This window comes from Corynebacterium sp. MSK044 (assembly GCF_030232825.1).
GTDB lineage: Bacteria > Actinomycetota > Actinomycetes > Mycobacteriales > Mycobacteriaceae > Corynebacterium.
In genome coordinates this window covers 80,352-97,107 of sequence record NZ_JASPJJ010000002.1, presented here as the reverse complement: position 1 = coordinate 97,107, position 16,756 = coordinate 80,352, and the positions used below count along the sequence as shown (strand labels likewise).

The 16,756-nt window shown below is 58.6% G+C and carries 16 protein-coding genes; 13 read left to right on the top strand and 3 right to left on the bottom strand.

Translation table 11 applies throughout. The features are described from left to right. Window positions 1–12: 12 nt before the first annotated feature. From tatA to QP994_RS01950, 9 genes are all read left to right on the top strand, one after another. Window positions 13–309, top strand: coding sequence for a Sec-independent protein translocase subunit TatA (gene tatA / locus QP994_RS01990; protein ID WP_284865190.1), 297 nt, complete (start codon window positions 13–15; stop codon window positions 307–309). Window positions 310–381: 72 nt separating this feature from the next. Continuing rightward, window positions 382–1,350 (top strand): twin-arginine translocase subunit TatC, encoded by a 969-nt coding sequence (gene tatC / locus QP994_RS01985; protein WP_284865292.1) that lies wholly within the window; start codon window positions 382–384, stop codon window positions 1,348–1,350. A 24-nt stretch (window positions 1,351–1,374) separates the two neighbouring features. Then, complete coding sequence (locus QP994_RS01980; RefSeq protein WP_284865188.1) at window positions 1,375–4,146, top strand: DEAD/DEAH box helicase; 2,772 nt, start codon at window positions 1,375–1,377, stop codon at window positions 4,144–4,146. Window positions 4,147–4,184: 38 nt separating this feature from the next. Then, window positions 4,185–5,288, top strand: a complete 1,104-nt coding sequence (locus QP994_RS01975; protein ID WP_350338193.1) for a M24 family metallopeptidase — start codon at window positions 4,185–4,187, stop codon at window positions 5,286–5,288. Between the two features lie 18 nt (window positions 5,289–5,306). After that, window positions 5,307–6,056 (top strand): SDR family oxidoreductase, encoded by a 750-nt coding sequence (locus QP994_RS01970; RefSeq protein ID WP_284854846.1) that lies wholly within the window; start codon window positions 5,307–5,309, stop codon window positions 6,054–6,056. A 23-nt stretch (window positions 6,057–6,079) separates the two neighbouring features. Next, complete coding sequence (locus QP994_RS01965; protein WP_284865187.1) at window positions 6,080–7,378, top strand: lipase family protein; 1,299 nt, start codon at window positions 6,080–6,082, stop codon at window positions 7,376–7,378. 20 nt (window positions 7,379–7,398) lie between these two features. After that, complete coding sequence (locus tag QP994_RS01960) at window positions 7,399–7,881, top strand: FxsA family protein (protein ID WP_284854848.1); 483 nt, start codon at window positions 7,399–7,401, stop codon at window positions 7,879–7,881. Next, window positions 7,881–9,473: an apolipoprotein N-acyltransferase gene (gene lnt / locus QP994_RS01955; RefSeq protein WP_284865186.1), complete on the top strand. Its 1,593-nt coding sequence runs from the start codon at window positions 7,881–7,883 to the stop codon at window positions 9,471–9,473. Before QP994_RS01960 ends, lnt begins: the two co-directional genes overlap by 1 nt. 9 nt (window positions 9,474–9,482) lie before the next feature. After that, window positions 9,483–10,388, top strand: coding sequence for a polyprenol monophosphomannose synthase (locus QP994_RS01950; RefSeq protein ID WP_284865184.1), 906 nt, complete (start codon window positions 9,483–9,485; stop codon window positions 10,386–10,388). A gap of 92 nt (window positions 10,389–10,480) precedes the next feature. Here the strand turns inward: QP994_RS01950 and QP994_RS01945 are convergent, their stop codons facing one another. Next, complete coding sequence (locus tag QP994_RS01945; protein ID WP_284854851.1) at window positions 10,481–10,849, bottom strand: RNA polymerase-binding protein RbpA; 369 nt, start codon at window positions 10,847–10,849, stop codon at window positions 10,481–10,483. A 153-nt stretch (window positions 10,850–11,002) separates the two neighbouring features. Between QP994_RS01945 and QP994_RS01940 the strand changes: the two genes are divergently transcribed. After that, window positions 11,003–11,353 carry a hypothetical protein gene (locus QP994_RS01940; RefSeq protein WP_284854852.1) on the top strand — a complete coding sequence of 117 codons (351 nt, stop codon included), beginning with the start codon at window positions 11,003–11,005 and terminating at the stop codon, window positions 11,351–11,353. Between the two features lie 23 nt (window positions 11,354–11,376). Next, window positions 11,377–12,114, top strand: a complete 738-nt coding sequence (locus tag QP994_RS01935; protein ID WP_284865182.1) for a YceI family protein — start codon at window positions 11,377–11,379, stop codon at window positions 12,112–12,114. 97 nt (window positions 12,115–12,211) lie between these two features. Here the strand turns inward: QP994_RS01935 and QP994_RS01930 are convergent, their stop codons facing one another. Further along, window positions 12,212–13,531, bottom strand: a complete 1,320-nt coding sequence (locus QP994_RS01930) for an SAM-dependent methyltransferase (RefSeq protein ID WP_284865181.1) — start codon at window positions 13,529–13,531, stop codon at window positions 12,212–12,214. Window positions 13,532–13,700: 169 nt separating this feature from the next. Here QP994_RS01930 and QP994_RS01925 point away from each other — a divergent pair, with 169 nt between their 5' ends. Beyond that, window positions 13,701–15,101 carry an NAD(P)/FAD-dependent oxidoreductase gene (locus tag QP994_RS01925; protein WP_284865179.1) on the top strand — a complete coding sequence of 467 codons (1,401 nt, stop codon included), beginning with the start codon at window positions 13,701–13,703 and terminating at the stop codon, window positions 15,099–15,101. Window positions 15,102–15,213: 112 nt separating this feature from the next. Then, window positions 15,214–16,284 carry a magnesium and cobalt transport protein CorA gene (locus tag QP994_RS01920; protein WP_284865177.1) on the top strand — a complete coding sequence of 357 codons (1,071 nt, stop codon included), beginning with the start codon at window positions 15,214–15,216 and terminating at the stop codon, window positions 16,282–16,284. On the opposite strand, the gene QP994_RS01915 is transcribed toward QP994_RS01920, so the two are convergent. Further along, entirely contained in the window at window positions 16,281–16,721 is a 441-nt protein-coding gene (locus tag QP994_RS01915) for a PaaI family thioesterase (RefSeq protein ID WP_284865176.1), read from the bottom strand. The genes QP994_RS01920 and QP994_RS01915 overlap by 4 nt on opposite strands. Window positions 16,722–16,756: the final 35 nt, after the last annotated feature.

Sequence of the window (16,756 nt, the reverse complement as noted above, 5' to 3'; positions counted from 1 at the left end):
AAAGGAAATCCGATGCCAAACCTCGGTGCGATGGAAATCCTCCTTATTGTCTTTGTCATCCTTCTGCTCTTCGGTGCAGCAAAGCTACCGGACCTTGCCCGTTCTGTTGGTCGTTCCGCGCGCATCTTCAAGTCCGAGGTTAAGGAGATGCAGAACGACGAAGCATCTGCCGACCAGAACCAGAATCAAGCTCCGGCCCAGCCGCGTGAGCTCACCAGTGGAAACGCCGGAAACACGGCTGCACAGTCTTCTGCTGAGGAAGGTTTCTGGGATCGCCCGGAGAACCAGCGGACTAATCCGGCTAATTAACCCGTGACTTCTCAGCCCACCGCATCCCCGCAGAAGAAGAGGCGGCGGAGGCGGAATAACCCCGAGGGATCCATGTCCCTCGTTGAGCACTTGCAGGAGCTGCGCCGCCGGGTGCTGATCTCCTTAGCCGCCGTCGTTGTGGGCACCGTGCTCGGGTTCATGTGGTACCAGTGGGCACCCGGCAACATCTTGCCCCTGGGAGAAATCATTCGCCGGCCATACTGTTCGTTGCCGGTGGAGTTGCGCGCTGACCTCACCTCGGATGGCTCGTGTCGCCTTATCGCGACCTCCCCGTTTGAGATGTTCATGCTGCGCCTGAAGGTTGGCTTCCTCGCGGGACTCGTGGTTTCCTCACCAGTGTGGCTCCTGCAGATCTGGGGCTTCATCACCCCCGGCCTGCTCAAGGATGAGCGTCGCTGGACCCTCTCCTTTGTCACCTTTGCAGTGACTCTTTTCGTTGCTGGTGCAGTGCTTGCGTACTTCATCGTTGACCAGGGCCTGTACGTGCTCATGTCCATCGGTCGTGAGTACCAAGTCGGTGCCCTGTCCGGTGGCGAGTACTACAACTTCGTTCTCGCACTCATCGTCATCTTCGGCGTGAGCTTCGAGGTGCCCCTACTCATCATCATGCTGAACCTGGCCGGATTGTTGCAGTACGAGCAGGTGCAGGACAAGCGCCGCATCATCATCGTTATCCTGTTCATTTTCGCTGCGTTCATGACACCGGGCCAGGATCCGTTCTCCATGATCGTCCTGGCGCTGTCGCTGTGCTTCCTCGTGGAGATGGCGTTCCAGTTCTGCCGTATCCATGACAAGCGCAGCGCCAAGAAGAATGAATGGGGCGAATTGTCAGACGATGAAGCATCGGGCCCCATCGCCGCGCCGACACCAGTGGGTGCCGCAACGTCTGTCGGTGGACCGTCGGGGGCTGTACACGCTTCGCCCGCACCGCAGGCCCCGTCACCGGTTGCTCCACCAACGCGTTCAGAAGGCATCAACAACGCCTCTGACACCCCGGGCTACTTCGACGACGTTCTCTAACTACCACCACGTAGGGTGGGGGACATGGAAACCGGCTCATTGTCTTCGCATCTCGACGAGTTTCGTGCCACCAAAAGCTTCCCCCTCGATGATTTCCAGGTGGAGGCCTGCCAAGCAGTAGAAGATGATCGGGGCGTACTCGTGTGTGCTCCGACGGGCTCCGGCAAAACCGTGGTCGGTGAGTTCGCAGTGTCTTTGGCCCTCTCCCGTGGGACAAAGTGCTTCTACACCACGCCGATTAAGGCGCTGAGTAACCAGAAGTACCACGACCTCATCGATGAACATGGAGAAGATGCGGTCGGTCTTCTCACCGGTGACACAAGCATCAACGGCAAGGCCGAGATCGTGGTCATGACCACCGAAGTTCTGCGCAACATGATCTATGCCGAATCCCCGGCGTTGGATCGTCTTTCCCACGTGGTGATGGATGAGATCCACTATCTCGCCGACCGTGACAGGGGAGCGGTGTGGGAAGAGATCATCCTCAACCTCGACGAGTCCGCGCGCATCATCGGCTTGTCCGCAACGGTGTCCAATTCCGAGGAATTCGGTGAATGGCTGGGGGAGGTGCGTGGCGATACTGCCGTCATCGTCTCGGAGAAGCGCCCCGTGCCGCTCAATCAGTTCATGATGGTGCAGCGCAAGATTCTCCCACTGTTTGAACCAGGTACGGACGGCCAGGTGAACAAGGATCTAGAGCGCACCATTGAGCGCTTGGAATCCGGCGCCGCCAACGAAGGCCGCGATGATTTCCGTGAGGGCCGTGGTTTCCGCTCCCGTTCGGGTGGTGGACGTAGTGGCTATCAACGGACCCAAGATCGTGTTCGCCCGGTTGGCCGGCCGGAGGTCGTGGAATCCCTCAAAGGCCGCGACATGCTGCCTGCCATCGTGTTCATTTTCTCCCGGGCTGGCTGCGATGGAGCGCTGTTCCAGTGCCTGCGTTCCCGCAAGGAGCTCACCACCCCGGAGGAAGCAGAACTGATCAAACAGATCGCGGATGAAGGTGTCGAAGGAATCCCGGAGGAGGACCTGGAGGTTCTCAACTTCCGCCAACTGCGCACCGCGTGGTCCAGGGGGTTTGCTGCGCATCATGCGGGGTTGTTGCCGGCGTTTAAACACATCGTCGAAAAGCTCTTCGTACAAGGTCTCGTGCGTGTTGTTTTTGCAACGGAGACCCTCGCTTTGGGCATCAACATGCCGGCGCGAACCGTGGTTCTGGAAAAGCTGGTCAAGTTCAATGGTGACGCACACGTTGATCTGACACCGGGGCAGTACACACAGCTGACCGGTCGTGCGGGCCGTCGTGGCATTGACACGATTGGTAACGCGGTCGTGCAGTGGTCACCCGCGATGGACCCGCGCGCGGTGGCGGGTCTTGCGTCGACGCGCACGTACCCGCTCATTTCGCTGTTCACGCCGGGTTACAACATGGCCATTAACATGCTGCAAATGAACGGCTTTGAGGCCTCGATCCGGCTGATTGAGAAGTCGTTTGCGCAGTTCCAGACTGACCGCAGTGTCGTCGGTGAAGTCCGCAACATTGAGCGGAAGAAGAATCGAATTGAGTCCCTCCGGAGCTCATTGAACACTGAACTCGCGGAGCTCGGTTTTGATGAAAGCGATGATTATGTGGCCGAGCTCGTCGAGTACACCCGCTTGCGCAAGGATCTTTCGGAAGAGGAGAAGCGCTCCAAGAAGAACTCTTTGAATGAGCGCAACAAGGAGATCCAGCGCGTGCTTGGCCGGCTGCAGATTGGCGATGTCATCGCGTTGCCCTCCAAACGCCGACCTGAACTGGCTGCCGTTGTCGCTCCCGCCGGACGGAAAGACGATCCGCGACCATGGATCACCACCGAACGAGGCTGGTCCGGGCGCATTGACGCCGCTGCTTTTGCTAACGCACCAGTTGTCGTCGGTTCCATCAAGGTGCCACGCGACATCGCGCATAAGCCGCGCAAGCACACGCGCAAGGTTGTGCAAGAGCTCAACCGCGGTCGATTCAAGGCACCGAAGAAACTGAAGACGCAGGCACGCGTGAGGCCGTCGAAACGCATGCTTGAGCTTCGCGACGCTATCCACAGCCACCCGGTCCACTCCTGGCCACCAGCGGAACGTGAGCGTTTGGCACGCATCGGGGAAGAGATCGTGCGCGAGGAGCGCGCCCTGGCCTCCAACCAATCGAATGTGAACGCGCAGACCGACACTTTGGGCAAGACCTTCGAGCGCATTATCGGGCTGCTCACGGAGATGGATTACGTGGAGATCATCGATGGTGAGCCGACGGTGACGGAGGAAGGCGAACGCCTCGCTCGTATTCACAACGTGTCTGATCTGCTCGTGGCGCAGTGCCTCAAGCGCGGGATCTGGGATGAGCTTGACCCAGCCGAACTCGCTGGCGTCGCCTCCATGTGCGTGTTTGAAAACCGTAAGACAACCGGTGGGTACCCCGAGGCCGCGACCGACCGCATGGCTGACGCTATGAACGCAACTAACCGGATCCATGGGGAGCTGACCAGTGATGAGCAGCGGCATCGTCTGCCACTGACCAATATTCCGGATCCCAGCTTTGCGCTATCCATCCACCAGTGGTGCGCGGGCGCGCCTTTGGGCTACGCGCTAGCGGCAGCCGCGGAATCGGGTGCTGAGCTCACCCCGGGTGATTTTGTGCGCTGGTGCCGCCAGGTCATCGATCTGCTGGAGCAGATCGTGCGCACCGGCTACTCCGAGGAGATCAAGCAGAATGCACGCAAGGCAGTCGATGCGATTCGTCGTGGTGTGGTGGCCATCGGCAACTAACTCTTCCTCTTTTTCGTCTGCGTTTTACGATGGCGGGCATGATGCTTGATACCTACGCCCGACGGATCGCAGTGCTTCAGAAGAGAGTTTCTGATTCAGCCCTGGGTGGTGCCATTATCGGCACCGGCGCGGAGCTTGCCTACCTCACCGGCTCGTGGTCCACTTCGCATGAGCGGCTCACTGCTCTAGTCGTGCCACCTTCTGGCTATGCCCGTCTGTTCGCGCCAGCGACAGATGCCTCCGCAGTGGCGGAGGTTGGAAACATCCCCGGTGTTGTGGTGGAGACCTGGCGCGATGGAAACGAACCGTACGAACGGATCGCGGATCTGCTTGCGGATGGTCCGGTTGCGCTTGGTTCTTCACTCACCGCTGACCATGTTCTGCGTTTGCAGATGGCGGGGGAGATAGGGGAGACGGTTCTCGCAGCCGATGTATTGAGCGACGTCTTCGCTGTCAAGGAACCAGAGGAGATCGCCGAGCTGGAGCAGGCCGCGCATGCCATTGACGCGGTCCACGCTGCTGTGCCGGAATTGCTCGTCGCTGGCAAGACTGAGCGTGAAGTGGCTGATGAGCTTGATCAGCTCATTCTGAAAGAGCACGCCACCGTCGACTTTGTCATCGTGGGTTCCGGCCCCAACGGCGCCAACCCGCACCATGATTTCTCTGATCGCGTTCTTGAACCAGGGGACCCCGTTGTGGTGGATATTGGTGGTTCCCTGGCCAGCGGTTACCACTCCGACTGCACCCGCACCTACGGCGTGGAATCCATGCCAGACCGTGCTGTCCTCGCTGCCTATGAGGAGCTCCGCGCAGCCCAGTTGGAAGCATTATCCACGGCTCGGCCCGGCATGACCGCCGGCGAATTGGACGCAGTGGCGCGTGGGCGCATCAACCAGGCGGGCTATGGAGTGAACTTCTCACACCGGCTTGGACATGGCATTGGATTGGCGTTGCATGAGCCCCCATTCCTGGTCAGCGGCAGTGACACGGTCCTGCAAGAGGGCATGGTGTTCTCCATTGAGCCGGGCATCTATGTCGACGGCCAGTGTGGCATGCGCATTGAGGACATCGTGGTTCTGGAAGCCCAGGGGGCGCGCCCATTGAACCTGGCGCCGAAAGACCTACTCGGTGAAAGTCACTGATCCATATAATCGGCAGGCATGACACACCACGCCAGCTCACACGACGGAACGCTTCTTCTCCTCGGCGCCACCAGTGATATCGGGGGTGAAATCGCCGTCCGGATGTGTGCTGGACGAAAGGTTGTGCTGGCGGGGAGGAACCCGGAGGGATTCGGGGGCGTCGAAAAGCAACTGCGTGAGGCGGGTGCTACTGATGTACGGGCACTGACCTTTGATGCGACAGACCTTGCCTCACACCGCAGTGTTGTTGAAGAAGCTGGTGCGAAGGGCCCGATCACCACGGCCATTGTGGCTTTCGGCATTCTCGGTGACCAGGAGCGTGCGGAGCACGATGAGTCTCATGCAGCGGAGATCGCCACAATTGACTACACCACGCAGGTGAGCATGCTCACTGTTCTCGCGGATGTCATGAAATCGGGGGAGATCTTCGCCTTTTCTTCGATCGCCGGGTGGCGGGCGCGTCGTGCGAATTATGTGTACGGCTCGACGAAGGCAGGGCTCGATGCCTTCTGCCAGGGATTGGCCGATCGATTGAATGGTGGTCCGTTGAAGCTCATTACCGCGCGGCCAGGCTTTGTCATCGGTTCCATGACGGAGGGCATGAAGCCCGCGCCCATGTCCGTCACACCAGACCACGTTGCTGATGCGGTAGTCGCGGCGGCACGGAAGGAAGGCAGTCGGACCATCTGGATTCCGCGCCAGCTGCAACTGCTGGCGTGGATCATGCGGTGTGTGCCTCGACCCATCTGGCGGCACATGCCACGTTGAACCCGAGGTTAAAGGAGCCAACGATGTCGACGAAGAAGAACCGCATTATTCCCCGCACTGTGATCGCAGGTGCCCTAGGAGCTGTTGCCACCGCGGCGTGGTGGCAAACTCGTAAAACGGGGACGCACGGGTTGTACATCCGAACTCTGCTCCCACTCGTGGTGGACTTCCTCACACCCCGGCGAAACCCAAAAGCGCCCGACCTCAACCCGCAGTGGCTTGCCGGACAAACGAATGGTGAGCTCATCCGCGCTGATGAAGTGCGCGTGATGGGGCTGAACTCATCGATGAACTCGGGCGCCGCATGGCGTATTGAATACTCAACGACGGATGCGGAAGGCCGCCCGCTGTTGGCTACCGGGCTGGTGATTCGTTCGAATAACCCCTGGGAGGGCACAGGCCCACGCCCTGTCATTGCGCATGCACCAGGCACGCAAGGCACGGCGGCGCACTGCGATCCCTCACATTCGCTGTCGGTGTTCACGTCGTTCAAACTGCCTCTGGATATCATTTCGGCCTACGAGCAGCCAGCGATCAACATGTTTGTCGCTGCTGGATGTCATGTGGTGGTCACGGACTACCCGCGTGATCCGGAATCAGGCCGGCAGCTCTACTGCAACCATGTCGCGGGTGCGCATGCTCTTTATGATGCGGTGCGGGCCGCCCGCCACCTCGGCATCGAGAGTGAGACGCTGGGGCTCTTCGGGTTTTCCCAGGGCGGTGGCACCGTGGCTGCAGCAGTGGAGGAGCCAGACTACGCGGGAGATCTGCAGCCGAAAGCGGCGGTGTGTGGTGCACCGCCATCAGACTTTGACGCGATCCTGGAACATGTTGAAGCAGAGACAGCCTCATTCGTTCTGCCCTACGCGCTCGATGGGATGATGGCGACGGAGCCGGCGATCGAAGCGGAACTCGCTCCGCTTCTAACGGATTCGGCGAAGGAGCTCTTGGAACTCGCCCGGAACCGCTGCGTGCTGGGGGCCATGCCGCATTCGGCGAGGCAGGATACGTCGAGCTGGATCGTCGATAAGCGATCATTGCCTGAGGTGATCGCCTCGTTGCCGGCTACCCGTGAAGCGATGGACAAGATGCGATTGGGGTCGCGCCCGCCGCGTGTGCACACTCGGCTATGGGCAAGTGTGCATGATGACATCATCCCGTATTCCTCCACGCAGAAGCTTGCCGACGAATGGGGTATCGATCTGCTGACTCGCCGCCTGTTCCCGCTGCTGCGTTTCGACGTGGGCAAGCACCTCATCCCATTCTTCATCTGGATGCACGATGACGTGACGTGGCTGATTGGCAACCTGCAAAAGAATTAGTCTGCGGTAGTGTTCACCGCATGCCCTTTATTGCCATCTATGTCCTGATCGAAGCGCTCGCATTCTGGGGAGTGAGCAAGCTCGTCGGTGTCGGCTGGGCGCTCGCCGGCTTGTTCATCCTGATGGCTTTTGGCGCGGTGGCTGCCAGCATGGCGCTGCGCTCAGAGCTCCAGCGTGCATCAATGGGGACGTCGACCATGGGCCAGTTTGCCGGTGGCACAGCTCTTGTCGCAGCTGGATGGGGTTTATCCGTGATTCCGGGCTATGTCTCCTCGCTGTGCGGTGCCTTGCTCGTATTCCGGCCTACGCGTGAGCTGATTCGCTCTTTGCTTGCTCGTAGCTGGCAAAAGAAGATCGAGGACTTTGGCGTGAAGTTTTACAGCTCCTCACCAATGAGCGGTTATTCGCCCACGTACGGCTCGTTCATTGACCACGATGAGATTGAACAGTGGTCCCAGGATGCCCGCCCCGAAGACTTCGGTGAAGCGGGGGATTCACGCTAATGGCCCGCCCGGTGGTTATTGCATGTTTGCGTGTTGCCCTCGCCGCCCTCGGCGGTGGCCTCACGTACTTCTCCTTTGAACCGCATGGGCATGCCTTCGCAGGGATTGTTGGCATTGCGTTGCTGTGGGCTGCTCTCCAGCCTTGGAGTGAGGCCCCTGGGCCTAGCGTGAAGCTCGGTGCGTTGAGTGGACTCGTGTACGCACTGAGCCTGTATCTGCCGCTTCTGCCGTGGGTCGGGGAATTCGTTGGCGTTCTGCCCTGGGTCGCATTGTCTATTTTTTGCGCGCTGTACTCGATTGTCACCGGAGTGTTTGGCACGCTGCTCGGGCGTACTCGCCTTGGATTCATCGGCTTCCCGTTCGTGTACGTGGCGGTGGAGTACGCGCTGTCTTCCTTCCCCTTCGGGGGCTTCTCCTGGGTGCGATTGGCATGGGGACAGATCAATAGCCCGCTGGCCAACCTGGCCTGGATAGGCGGCCCAGCCTTGATTACCTTCGCGGCGGTCATGGTGGCGAGTGCCGTTGGTACGGCGCTCCTCGTGTTGCTCCCTTGGGGGCAACGCCACTCGCAGTCACGATCGCTGGCCGTCGCTGCCTTGGCGCTGGCTATCGTGCCGCTGATGGCGGGTGCTGCTGCGGGCATGAACCTGAACAGGGACGCGAACACGACAGGTGAGGTCACAGTCGCAGCAGTACAGGGCAATGTTCCGCGCCTAGGACTTGACTTCAACGCGCAGCGCCGTGCGGTTTTGCAGAACCACGTGCAGCGTACGCATGAGCTCGCAGCTGACTTACACTCGCAGAACCTTCATGCGGATCTTGTTTTCTGGCCGGAGAACGCTTCGGATGTGAATCCATTCCGGGATGAGGAGGCACGTGATCTCATCATGGGTGCCGTCACAGACGTTGGCGCGCCGGTGCTCGTGGGCACATTGACCAAAGACAACGTCGGGGACCGCAACACCGCGGTGGTCTTCGACCCAGTAGATGGGGCAGAGGACAAGCACCATAAGAAATATCTGCAGCCGTTCGGTGAATGGATGCCTATGCGGGATTTTTTCCGGCGTTTCTCCCCATACGTGGACCAGGCCGGTGATTTCAAACCCGGCACAGGCAATGGCGCTGTGACCATGGGCGGTCATGTTGTTGGTGTGGCCACGTGCTATGAAGTCGCATTTGACATGGCCTACCGCGATGCCGTCAAAGCAGGTGCGCAGATCCTCACCACACCGACCAACAACGCCACCTTCGGGTTCACGGACATGACTTACCAGCAGTTGGCAATGAGCCGGCTGCGTGCGATTGAGACGGACCGCGCTGTGGTTGTGGCTGCCACGTCAGGTGTGTCCGCGATCGTGCACCCCGATGGTTCCGTGTCACAGCACACCGAGATCTTTGAACCGGCGCATCTGATTGAGAAGTTGCCGCTGCGCGATTCTGTCACCTTTGCAGTACGTTACGGCGAGCTTATTCAGTGGTTGCTGGTGGGATTTGGGCTTGTGATCATGCTCGCGTCGTTGTTCCGGGCACGGCGGGGGTATGCTTCAAGGTTGACCGACGAGCAGCCCGCGCTGCACCGTAACCAACAATAAGGAGAGACCGTGGCTGGTAAACCCAGTGACTCAACGCTGGTGATCATCCCCACCTACAACGAGTTGGAAAACCTTCCGCTCATCATCGGACGTGTGCGTGAAGCAACGTCGGAGGTGGAGATCCTTGTTGTTGACGATAATTCTCCCGACGGCACCGGCGCCAAGGCTGATGAGATCGCAGCATCTGACAAGCACGTGCACGTCCTGCACCGCCAGGAAAAGACTGGCCTGCTGGGTGCCTACGTCGCTGGCTTCGAGTGGGGCCTTGAGCGTGATTACCAGGTCATCTGCCAAATGGATGCGGATGGCTCTCACGCGCCGGAGGAGTTCCCGCGTCTTCTTGCCGCCATTGATGCGGGTGCAGACCTGGTGATTGGTTCCCGCTACGTGGAGGGCGGTGAGGCTGTGAACTGGCCGCGTAACCGTTATCTGCTGTCCAAGGCTGGCAATATGTACGTGTCGCTTGCGCTGGGTACTGATGTTGCGGATATGACTGCGGGGTACCGCGCGTTCCGTCGTGAAGTTCTTGAGACTATCGACTTTGATGAGCTCTCCCGCAAGGGCTACATCTTCCAGGTTCAGATCGCCGACAAGGCCGATCAGGAGGGCTTCGACGTGCGTGAGGTGCCCATCACTTTCACGGACCGCACTTTGGGTGAATCCAAGCTGGACGCCAGCTTTGCCAAGGACTCTCTCATCGAAGTATCCAAGTGGGGCTTTGAGCGCCGTTCCACGCAGCTGAGCAACCTCAGCCATGAGATGGGCCGTCTGGCTAAGTACCAGCTCAGGGAGCTAGGTGTGAACAAGATTCCGCGCAGGCTTTCGCGCATGGCTACAACGACCAAGGACATGGCAGAGGAAGGCACGAAGCTGCTCAAGTACGAAGTTGGGCGTCTGGTGAACAACCGCCACTAAAAGTCTGCATACATGCGAATACCCGGTCAGCTTGAACTGGCCGGGTAATTTGCTTATCGATGCAGAGTGCGGGCACGCGCCGACAGTTCGGTTTAGCTTTCTGCTTGTTCCTTAGCCAGGCGAGCAGCAGCACGGCGACGCTTACGCAGCTGCTCCAGGCGCTCCTCAAGCAGCTCATCGAGCTCGTCGAGCGTGCGGCGCTCACACAGCATGTCCCAGTGGGTGCGTGGTGGCTTCACAGGCTTGGATTCAACGCCTTCGCCCTCCATGAGAGTGCCGGTCTGGCCGTTCTTGCATGGCCATTCCTCGGGGATTTCGGCATCATCAGCAAAAGGGATCTCGAAGATCTCGCCCGATGGGGTGCGGTACTTGGCCATCCTGCGGGGAGCTAGGTCGTGGTCACGGTCCGTTTCGTAGCTCACTGCGCCCATGCGACTACCACGGAGTACCCGGTCAGCCATGCTTTACCAATCCCTTCATTAAAAGTCTCGGCCTGGAGTGTAGGCCGTGCGATCTACGAGTATAACGACTCATATGCATAACGCGCCTTTGGCTCGGTTTGTTCCGCGCCAATGATAAATTTTTTATTTCGTAACGCTACGATATTGGTTGCTATGGATAACGATAGTGGGGAAGTGCTCTCCGACTGCGAATGGTGCGGTCGGCCATTTGCGCAAACACCAGGCCGTGGGCGCCGCAGAAAATATTGCAGTGACTCGTGCAAACAACGCGCCTATGAGGCGCGGCGAGGCATCCCAGCGCGGACACGCAACAGCCTCGAAGCATTTGAAAGCCATGAGGTTGACCCCCAGCGTGCAGAAGGTATTCGCGACCGACTCTTTGAGCTGAGGTGCGCAGCTGAAGATGTTGCTACGGCAGCCAAGGAGGGTGCGGATGCTGAGGAGATTGAGTCCTTGTGCGTTGAGCTGGTTACCATGGCTAAGAAGCTAGAAAACATTCGTTAAAGTCCGTTTAGGAAGGCGCGAACATGAGTGATATCGAGCGTGACGGCGAGACTGTCCGCGAAAAGAAGCAACGCAACAACAAGCCAATCATCATTGGTGGTGTTATTGCCGTTACTGTTCTCGCGCTGCTCGCAATTATTCCTATGGTGATGGCACTGATGGCTACGCCAGGTATCAAAACCGAGCCCATTGACACGGATGGTGCCAAGCCCGCCACAGCGGACATGGATGGGACGTGGGAGGTGCTCAGCCGCCAAGGTAAGAACTACACCTCGGCTGGCTTTACCTTCGATGAGTTGCTCCCGGGTGACGCTCGCACAACATCAGGCTCCACGACGGCTGTGAGTGGTGAAATGACCGTCGAATCCGGAACTTTGACCGCCGGCGAGATAACCGTGGATATGACCAATATCGTCACGGACCGCGACCGCCGTGACGTTAATGTGCGTAGGAAGATCCTTTATACGGAGAAGTACCCGGAAGCATATTTTGTTCTCACCCAGCCGGCGGATGTTTCGGCGCTACCAGAGGATGGAACCACGGGCACGGTGGAGCTAACAGGTGACCTGACTATTCGCGGTGTGACTAATGAGGTAACTCAGGACTTTACGGTGTTGCGTACCGGTGATCACGTCATTGTCCATACGGACATTCCGTTTAACCGTCTTGATTACGGAGTGGAGACGCCAGACTTCGTCGCGGCCAAGATTGCTGAGGAAGGCGAGATCAACATTCGCCTTAACTTGGTGAAGAAGGATTAGCCGAGGCTAAACGCCATCTCTTCCCCTTTTGTCCGATAATGTACATTATGTCAAGTAGGGTTTGATGGGGAAGATTCTTAGTCTTTCGGGCTAGCCTTTAGCGCACTCCCCGCCTGTGCCGGTGCGTCAGCGTGTATTGCACAACATCGAGCATTCCCAATTCAGCCATGGCTTGGCGTAGTGCGAGCTGCCAGACCCATAGGCGCCGGTACACCGCATCAAACCCATCAGCCGCCGCTTCACGTAGTTGGCCTTGGAATGTGGTCAGCTGGTGTTTGAGCGACAACGCCAGGTGATCCGGAGCGTGTGTTTCGCCGATTACCCGCAACCCGGTGTATTTATCGGCAATCTTCCTCAACTCGTCAGAATTGCTGTACTCCAACGATGGCCAGATATAGGCGCGCAGAGACTCCATGGCGTCGCGGGCGGGCCCTGAGATCTTCTCTGTGGCTGTCACGCATTGAATCACTGCCCTGCCGTTCTTCGATAGCAATGAATCCATCAGTTCCAAGCGGGCACGCTGATGCGGCTTAGGCAAGGTCTCCAGGTTCTCTGCGCAGACGATCGCGTCATAGCGTCCCGCGCGGCGTGTCAAAGCGCGTGACAGGTCTTCAGCCACACTGATGTGAACGGAATCCGCTACCCCAGCGAGCGTGAGACGCTCTCGCAGCGTTCGCACCACCGCCGGGTCCGTCACCACGGCATCGACAGTTGCGCGGCGTGACGCAGCCGCGATTGCCACTGCGCCCCCAGAGCATGGAATCTCGGCGACTTGGGTGCCGGCGCGGACCCCGGCTTCGTCGAGAAGCATGCTCACGCTGCGCGTCTGGGCGTCTCCGAGGTCATGCTTCATCGTTTCCAGAGGTGGCGCGAAATGTGTTGTGTCTACAAAGTAATTCGTGGGCTCCTTGCCACGCCCAGCGGCCGGCACGAAAGATTTATGGCTCATACGTTCCGTAGTGGGAACGCCCGTAGAAAAATGACCCGCGAATGCGCTCATGCCATCCCCGGCGTAGCGTGCGACGAGTTCCGGTGGAACCTCTCCCCCGACGAGGTGCGGATCTTCCTTAATATGCGGTGTTCGCGGGGCATACCCGGAGGAAAGCAGGCCCCGAATGACCTTCACCAGATCCGCGGAGGTATCCGTCCGCCACTCGCCTGCCATGTACCCTTCTGCAAGCCCCACCCATCCGCGAACGGCGATGCGCTCAAAGAGTTGTGCATGATCCACTACGAGGTCGTGGTCCCCCTCTGGCGACAGGTCAAGGCCTGCTTGGGCACAATGGCGGGCAAATTTCGCTTCCGCCATTCTCGCACGGATGCGCATTCCTGCAGCTGAAGGGATATATACGAGGGACGGCCAACGTTCGGCGTCCACAGAATCCAGGTGAGCAGAATAAGCGGGATGAGTGGGCACGTGCTTCAGGATAAACCTTTGGGATGCCCCATATGCGGAGCCACGGCGCGCTTAGAAAACAAACCGGCGTATGATCACATGACGGATCTGCCTATAAGGCTTCACCCAGGCTAAAACAGGCTCGCAACAAGCCACGCGCTCAAGAAGAAAACTTAAAGGAGTTTTTTACATGTCCGACAAACCGTACCGTCCGGCCGGAAACCGCCACCATGTTGTCATCATTGGCTCTGGTTTCGGCGGGCTCTTTGCCGCGCGTGAACTGGACGGCGCTGATGTGGACGTGACGCTCATTAGCCGCACGAACTTCCACCTCTTCCCGCCGCTCCTGTACCAGGTAGCCACCGGCATCCTTGGCAGCGGTGAGATTGCTACATCCACCCGCCAGATCCTGGGCAAGCAGAAGAACACGGACGTTGTGCGTGGTGATGTCACGGACATCAACCTGAAAGACAAGACCGTCACCTTCACCGAGGGTCAATTCACCCGTGTCTACGAGTACGACTCCCTCATCGTTGCTGCCGGTGCTGGCCAGTCTTACTTTGGCAACGACCACTTTGCTGAATTCGCTCCGGGCCTGAAGACCATTGACCATGCACTGGAGATTCGCGCACGTCTGCTTTCCGCTTTCGAGCGCGCTGAAGTCACCGAGGATCCGGCTGAGCGCGAGCGTCTGCTCACCTTCGTCATCGTGGGTGCAGGGCCGACGGGTGTCGAGCTTGCTGGCCAGGTTGCAGAGCTTGCCCACCGCAGCTTCCGCAACGAGTACTCCAATTTCCGCCCGTCGAGCGCAAAGATCGTGCTTCTCGACGGCGCTCCGCAGGTCCTCCCACCATTTGGCAAGCGTCTGGGCAGGAAGGCTCAGCGTGAGCTGGAGCGTCTTGGTGTGACCGTGTACTTGAACTCCCTGGTGACCAACCTTGATGCGGATTCCGTCACCTACAAGGACATGACCACCGATGAAGAGACCACGATTGAGTCTTACACCAAGATTTGGTCCGCCGGTGTCGCTGCTTCCCCACTGGGCAAGATGGTGGCAGAGCAGGCTGGCCTCGAGGTTGACCGTGCCGGCAAGGTGCCGGTAAACAAGGACCTGTCCGTTGGTGATCACCGGGACGTCTTCGTCGTCGGCGACATGATGAACCTTGACCGCCTCCCGGGTCTTGCCCAGGTGGCTATCCAGTCTGGTGAGTACGCTGCGAAGGCCATTAAGGCCGGTGTTGAGCAGAACCAGCAGCCGGACGAGCGCGAGGCATTTGAGTACTTTGACAAGGGCTCCATGGCTATCGTGTCCCGCTTCCACGCTGTGGTGAAGATGGGCAAGGTGGAAATCGCTGGTTTCATGGGCTGGATCATGTGGCTGTTGGTACACGTATCCTTCCTGGTGTCCAAGCGCAACCGCATCGTGTCCATGTTCACCTGGACGTTGAATGCTCTGTCGCCCAAGCGCTACAACCTGGTGTCCACGTTGCAGCACATGCACGCGCGGACCGGGCTGCTCCAGCTGCAGAAGCAGGTGGGAGACGATGCAGATAAGTTCGCTGAAATCCGTGACACCAAGGATGAGAACTAAAGCCCTACTGCTGTAAGATCCCGGCTATCTCCACTCCCCTTCTACATCTGAAGCGGGGTGGAGATTTTGTCCCTAATCCACACGACCCAGGAGTAACAAGGGGGTCCCCGCAATGCCGCCCAAGATTCCGTTGCCACGCAACCGAAAGGCTCCAGCACAACGCGAACGTCGTCCCCTGCCTGTTCCTGTGGAACGGTCGGTGGATTTTTGTCGCGTCTTCGTTGATGGGGTGAACCAACCAGGTACGTACCAGTTCTCCACCGCCATGCAGCGCGTGCAGGGCGCGGACAACGCCTATGTGTGGCTTTCACTCAAAGAACCCAGTGTGGAGCAAATGGAACAGGTTGCCGCTCTATTTGGGATCCACGAACTGATTGTTGAGGACGCGGTGACGGCCCACCAGCGCCCCAAGGTTGAGCGCTATGGGGATCAACTCTTCATTGTGGTACGCACAGTGGAATATCGCGATGATTCTGAGGTGACAGATCTCCGCGAGATCATTTCTACTGGTGAGGTCCAGATACTGATTGGCAGTAACTTTGTCATCACCATCCGCCACGACGCGGAACTACCCAACCTAACGCGTGAATTGGTGGAGGACCCGGAGATTTCCTCTCTTGGTCCGGCGGCCGTGGCGTGGAAAGTCGCTGACCACATCGTGGAAAACTACGCCCGGGTAACCACCTACCTGAGTGAAGACGTGGATGAGTTGGAAAATGAGGTGTTTACACCACGCCGAGAAATCAACATCGACAAGATCTACATGTACAAACGTGAAATCTTGGAGATGCGCCACGCTATTGATCCACTTGGTCCGGCACTCCGGACTGGGCTCTCCTTGCACAATGATCTGTTGAGCAAGGAGCTGAGCTCCTACCTGCGCGACGTTCAGGACAACGCGATGATTGTCACTGATACCGTGTCAGGCTTTGATGAGCGGCTGTCATCCCTTTTGGATGCTTCCGTGGCAAAGGTTTCCATGCAGCAGAACACCGACATGCGCACGATTTCTGCTGTGGTTGGTATGGCAGCGCTGCCCACGATGATTGCCGGAATCTATGGCATGAACTTTGAGTACATGCCGGAGCTCGGGTGGCACTACGCCTACCCCATTGTGCTCCTAGTCATGCTGGGCAGTATGGCAGCCATGTACTGGTGGTTCCGTAAGAACCACTGGCTCTAGCGCATCACCATGGTGCGCAGCGTGGTCACTGCTGCGAGCTTGCCGTCGTGCCGCATTTCAATCTTCCAGATCTGTGTGCGACTGCCCACGTGAATCGGTGTTGCCTCGGCTTCAATCACGCCAGACTGCACGCTGCGGATCAGGTCGGTGTTGTTGTTCATACCCACCACCGGTGCGCCGGCTGCTAGGTAGCCAGCGAAGGAACCCATGCTCTCCCCGATGGAGCAGAACACGCCACCGTTAACCAGACCGGCTGGCTGGTGGAGGTGCGGGCCAACCTCAATGGTGGCTACCATCTTCTCTGGGCCGAATTCTTTGTACTGGAGTCCGATGAAGTCATCGAACTTGGTCATCTGGCTGTTGAGGAAGGCAAGTTCCTGCTCAGTAAGTTGCCGTTTGCTGAATTCTTCGAGGTTGCTGAGGTCTTTGATGTCCATGCACCCAAACTGTAGCAACGAACACATTCCTTGTG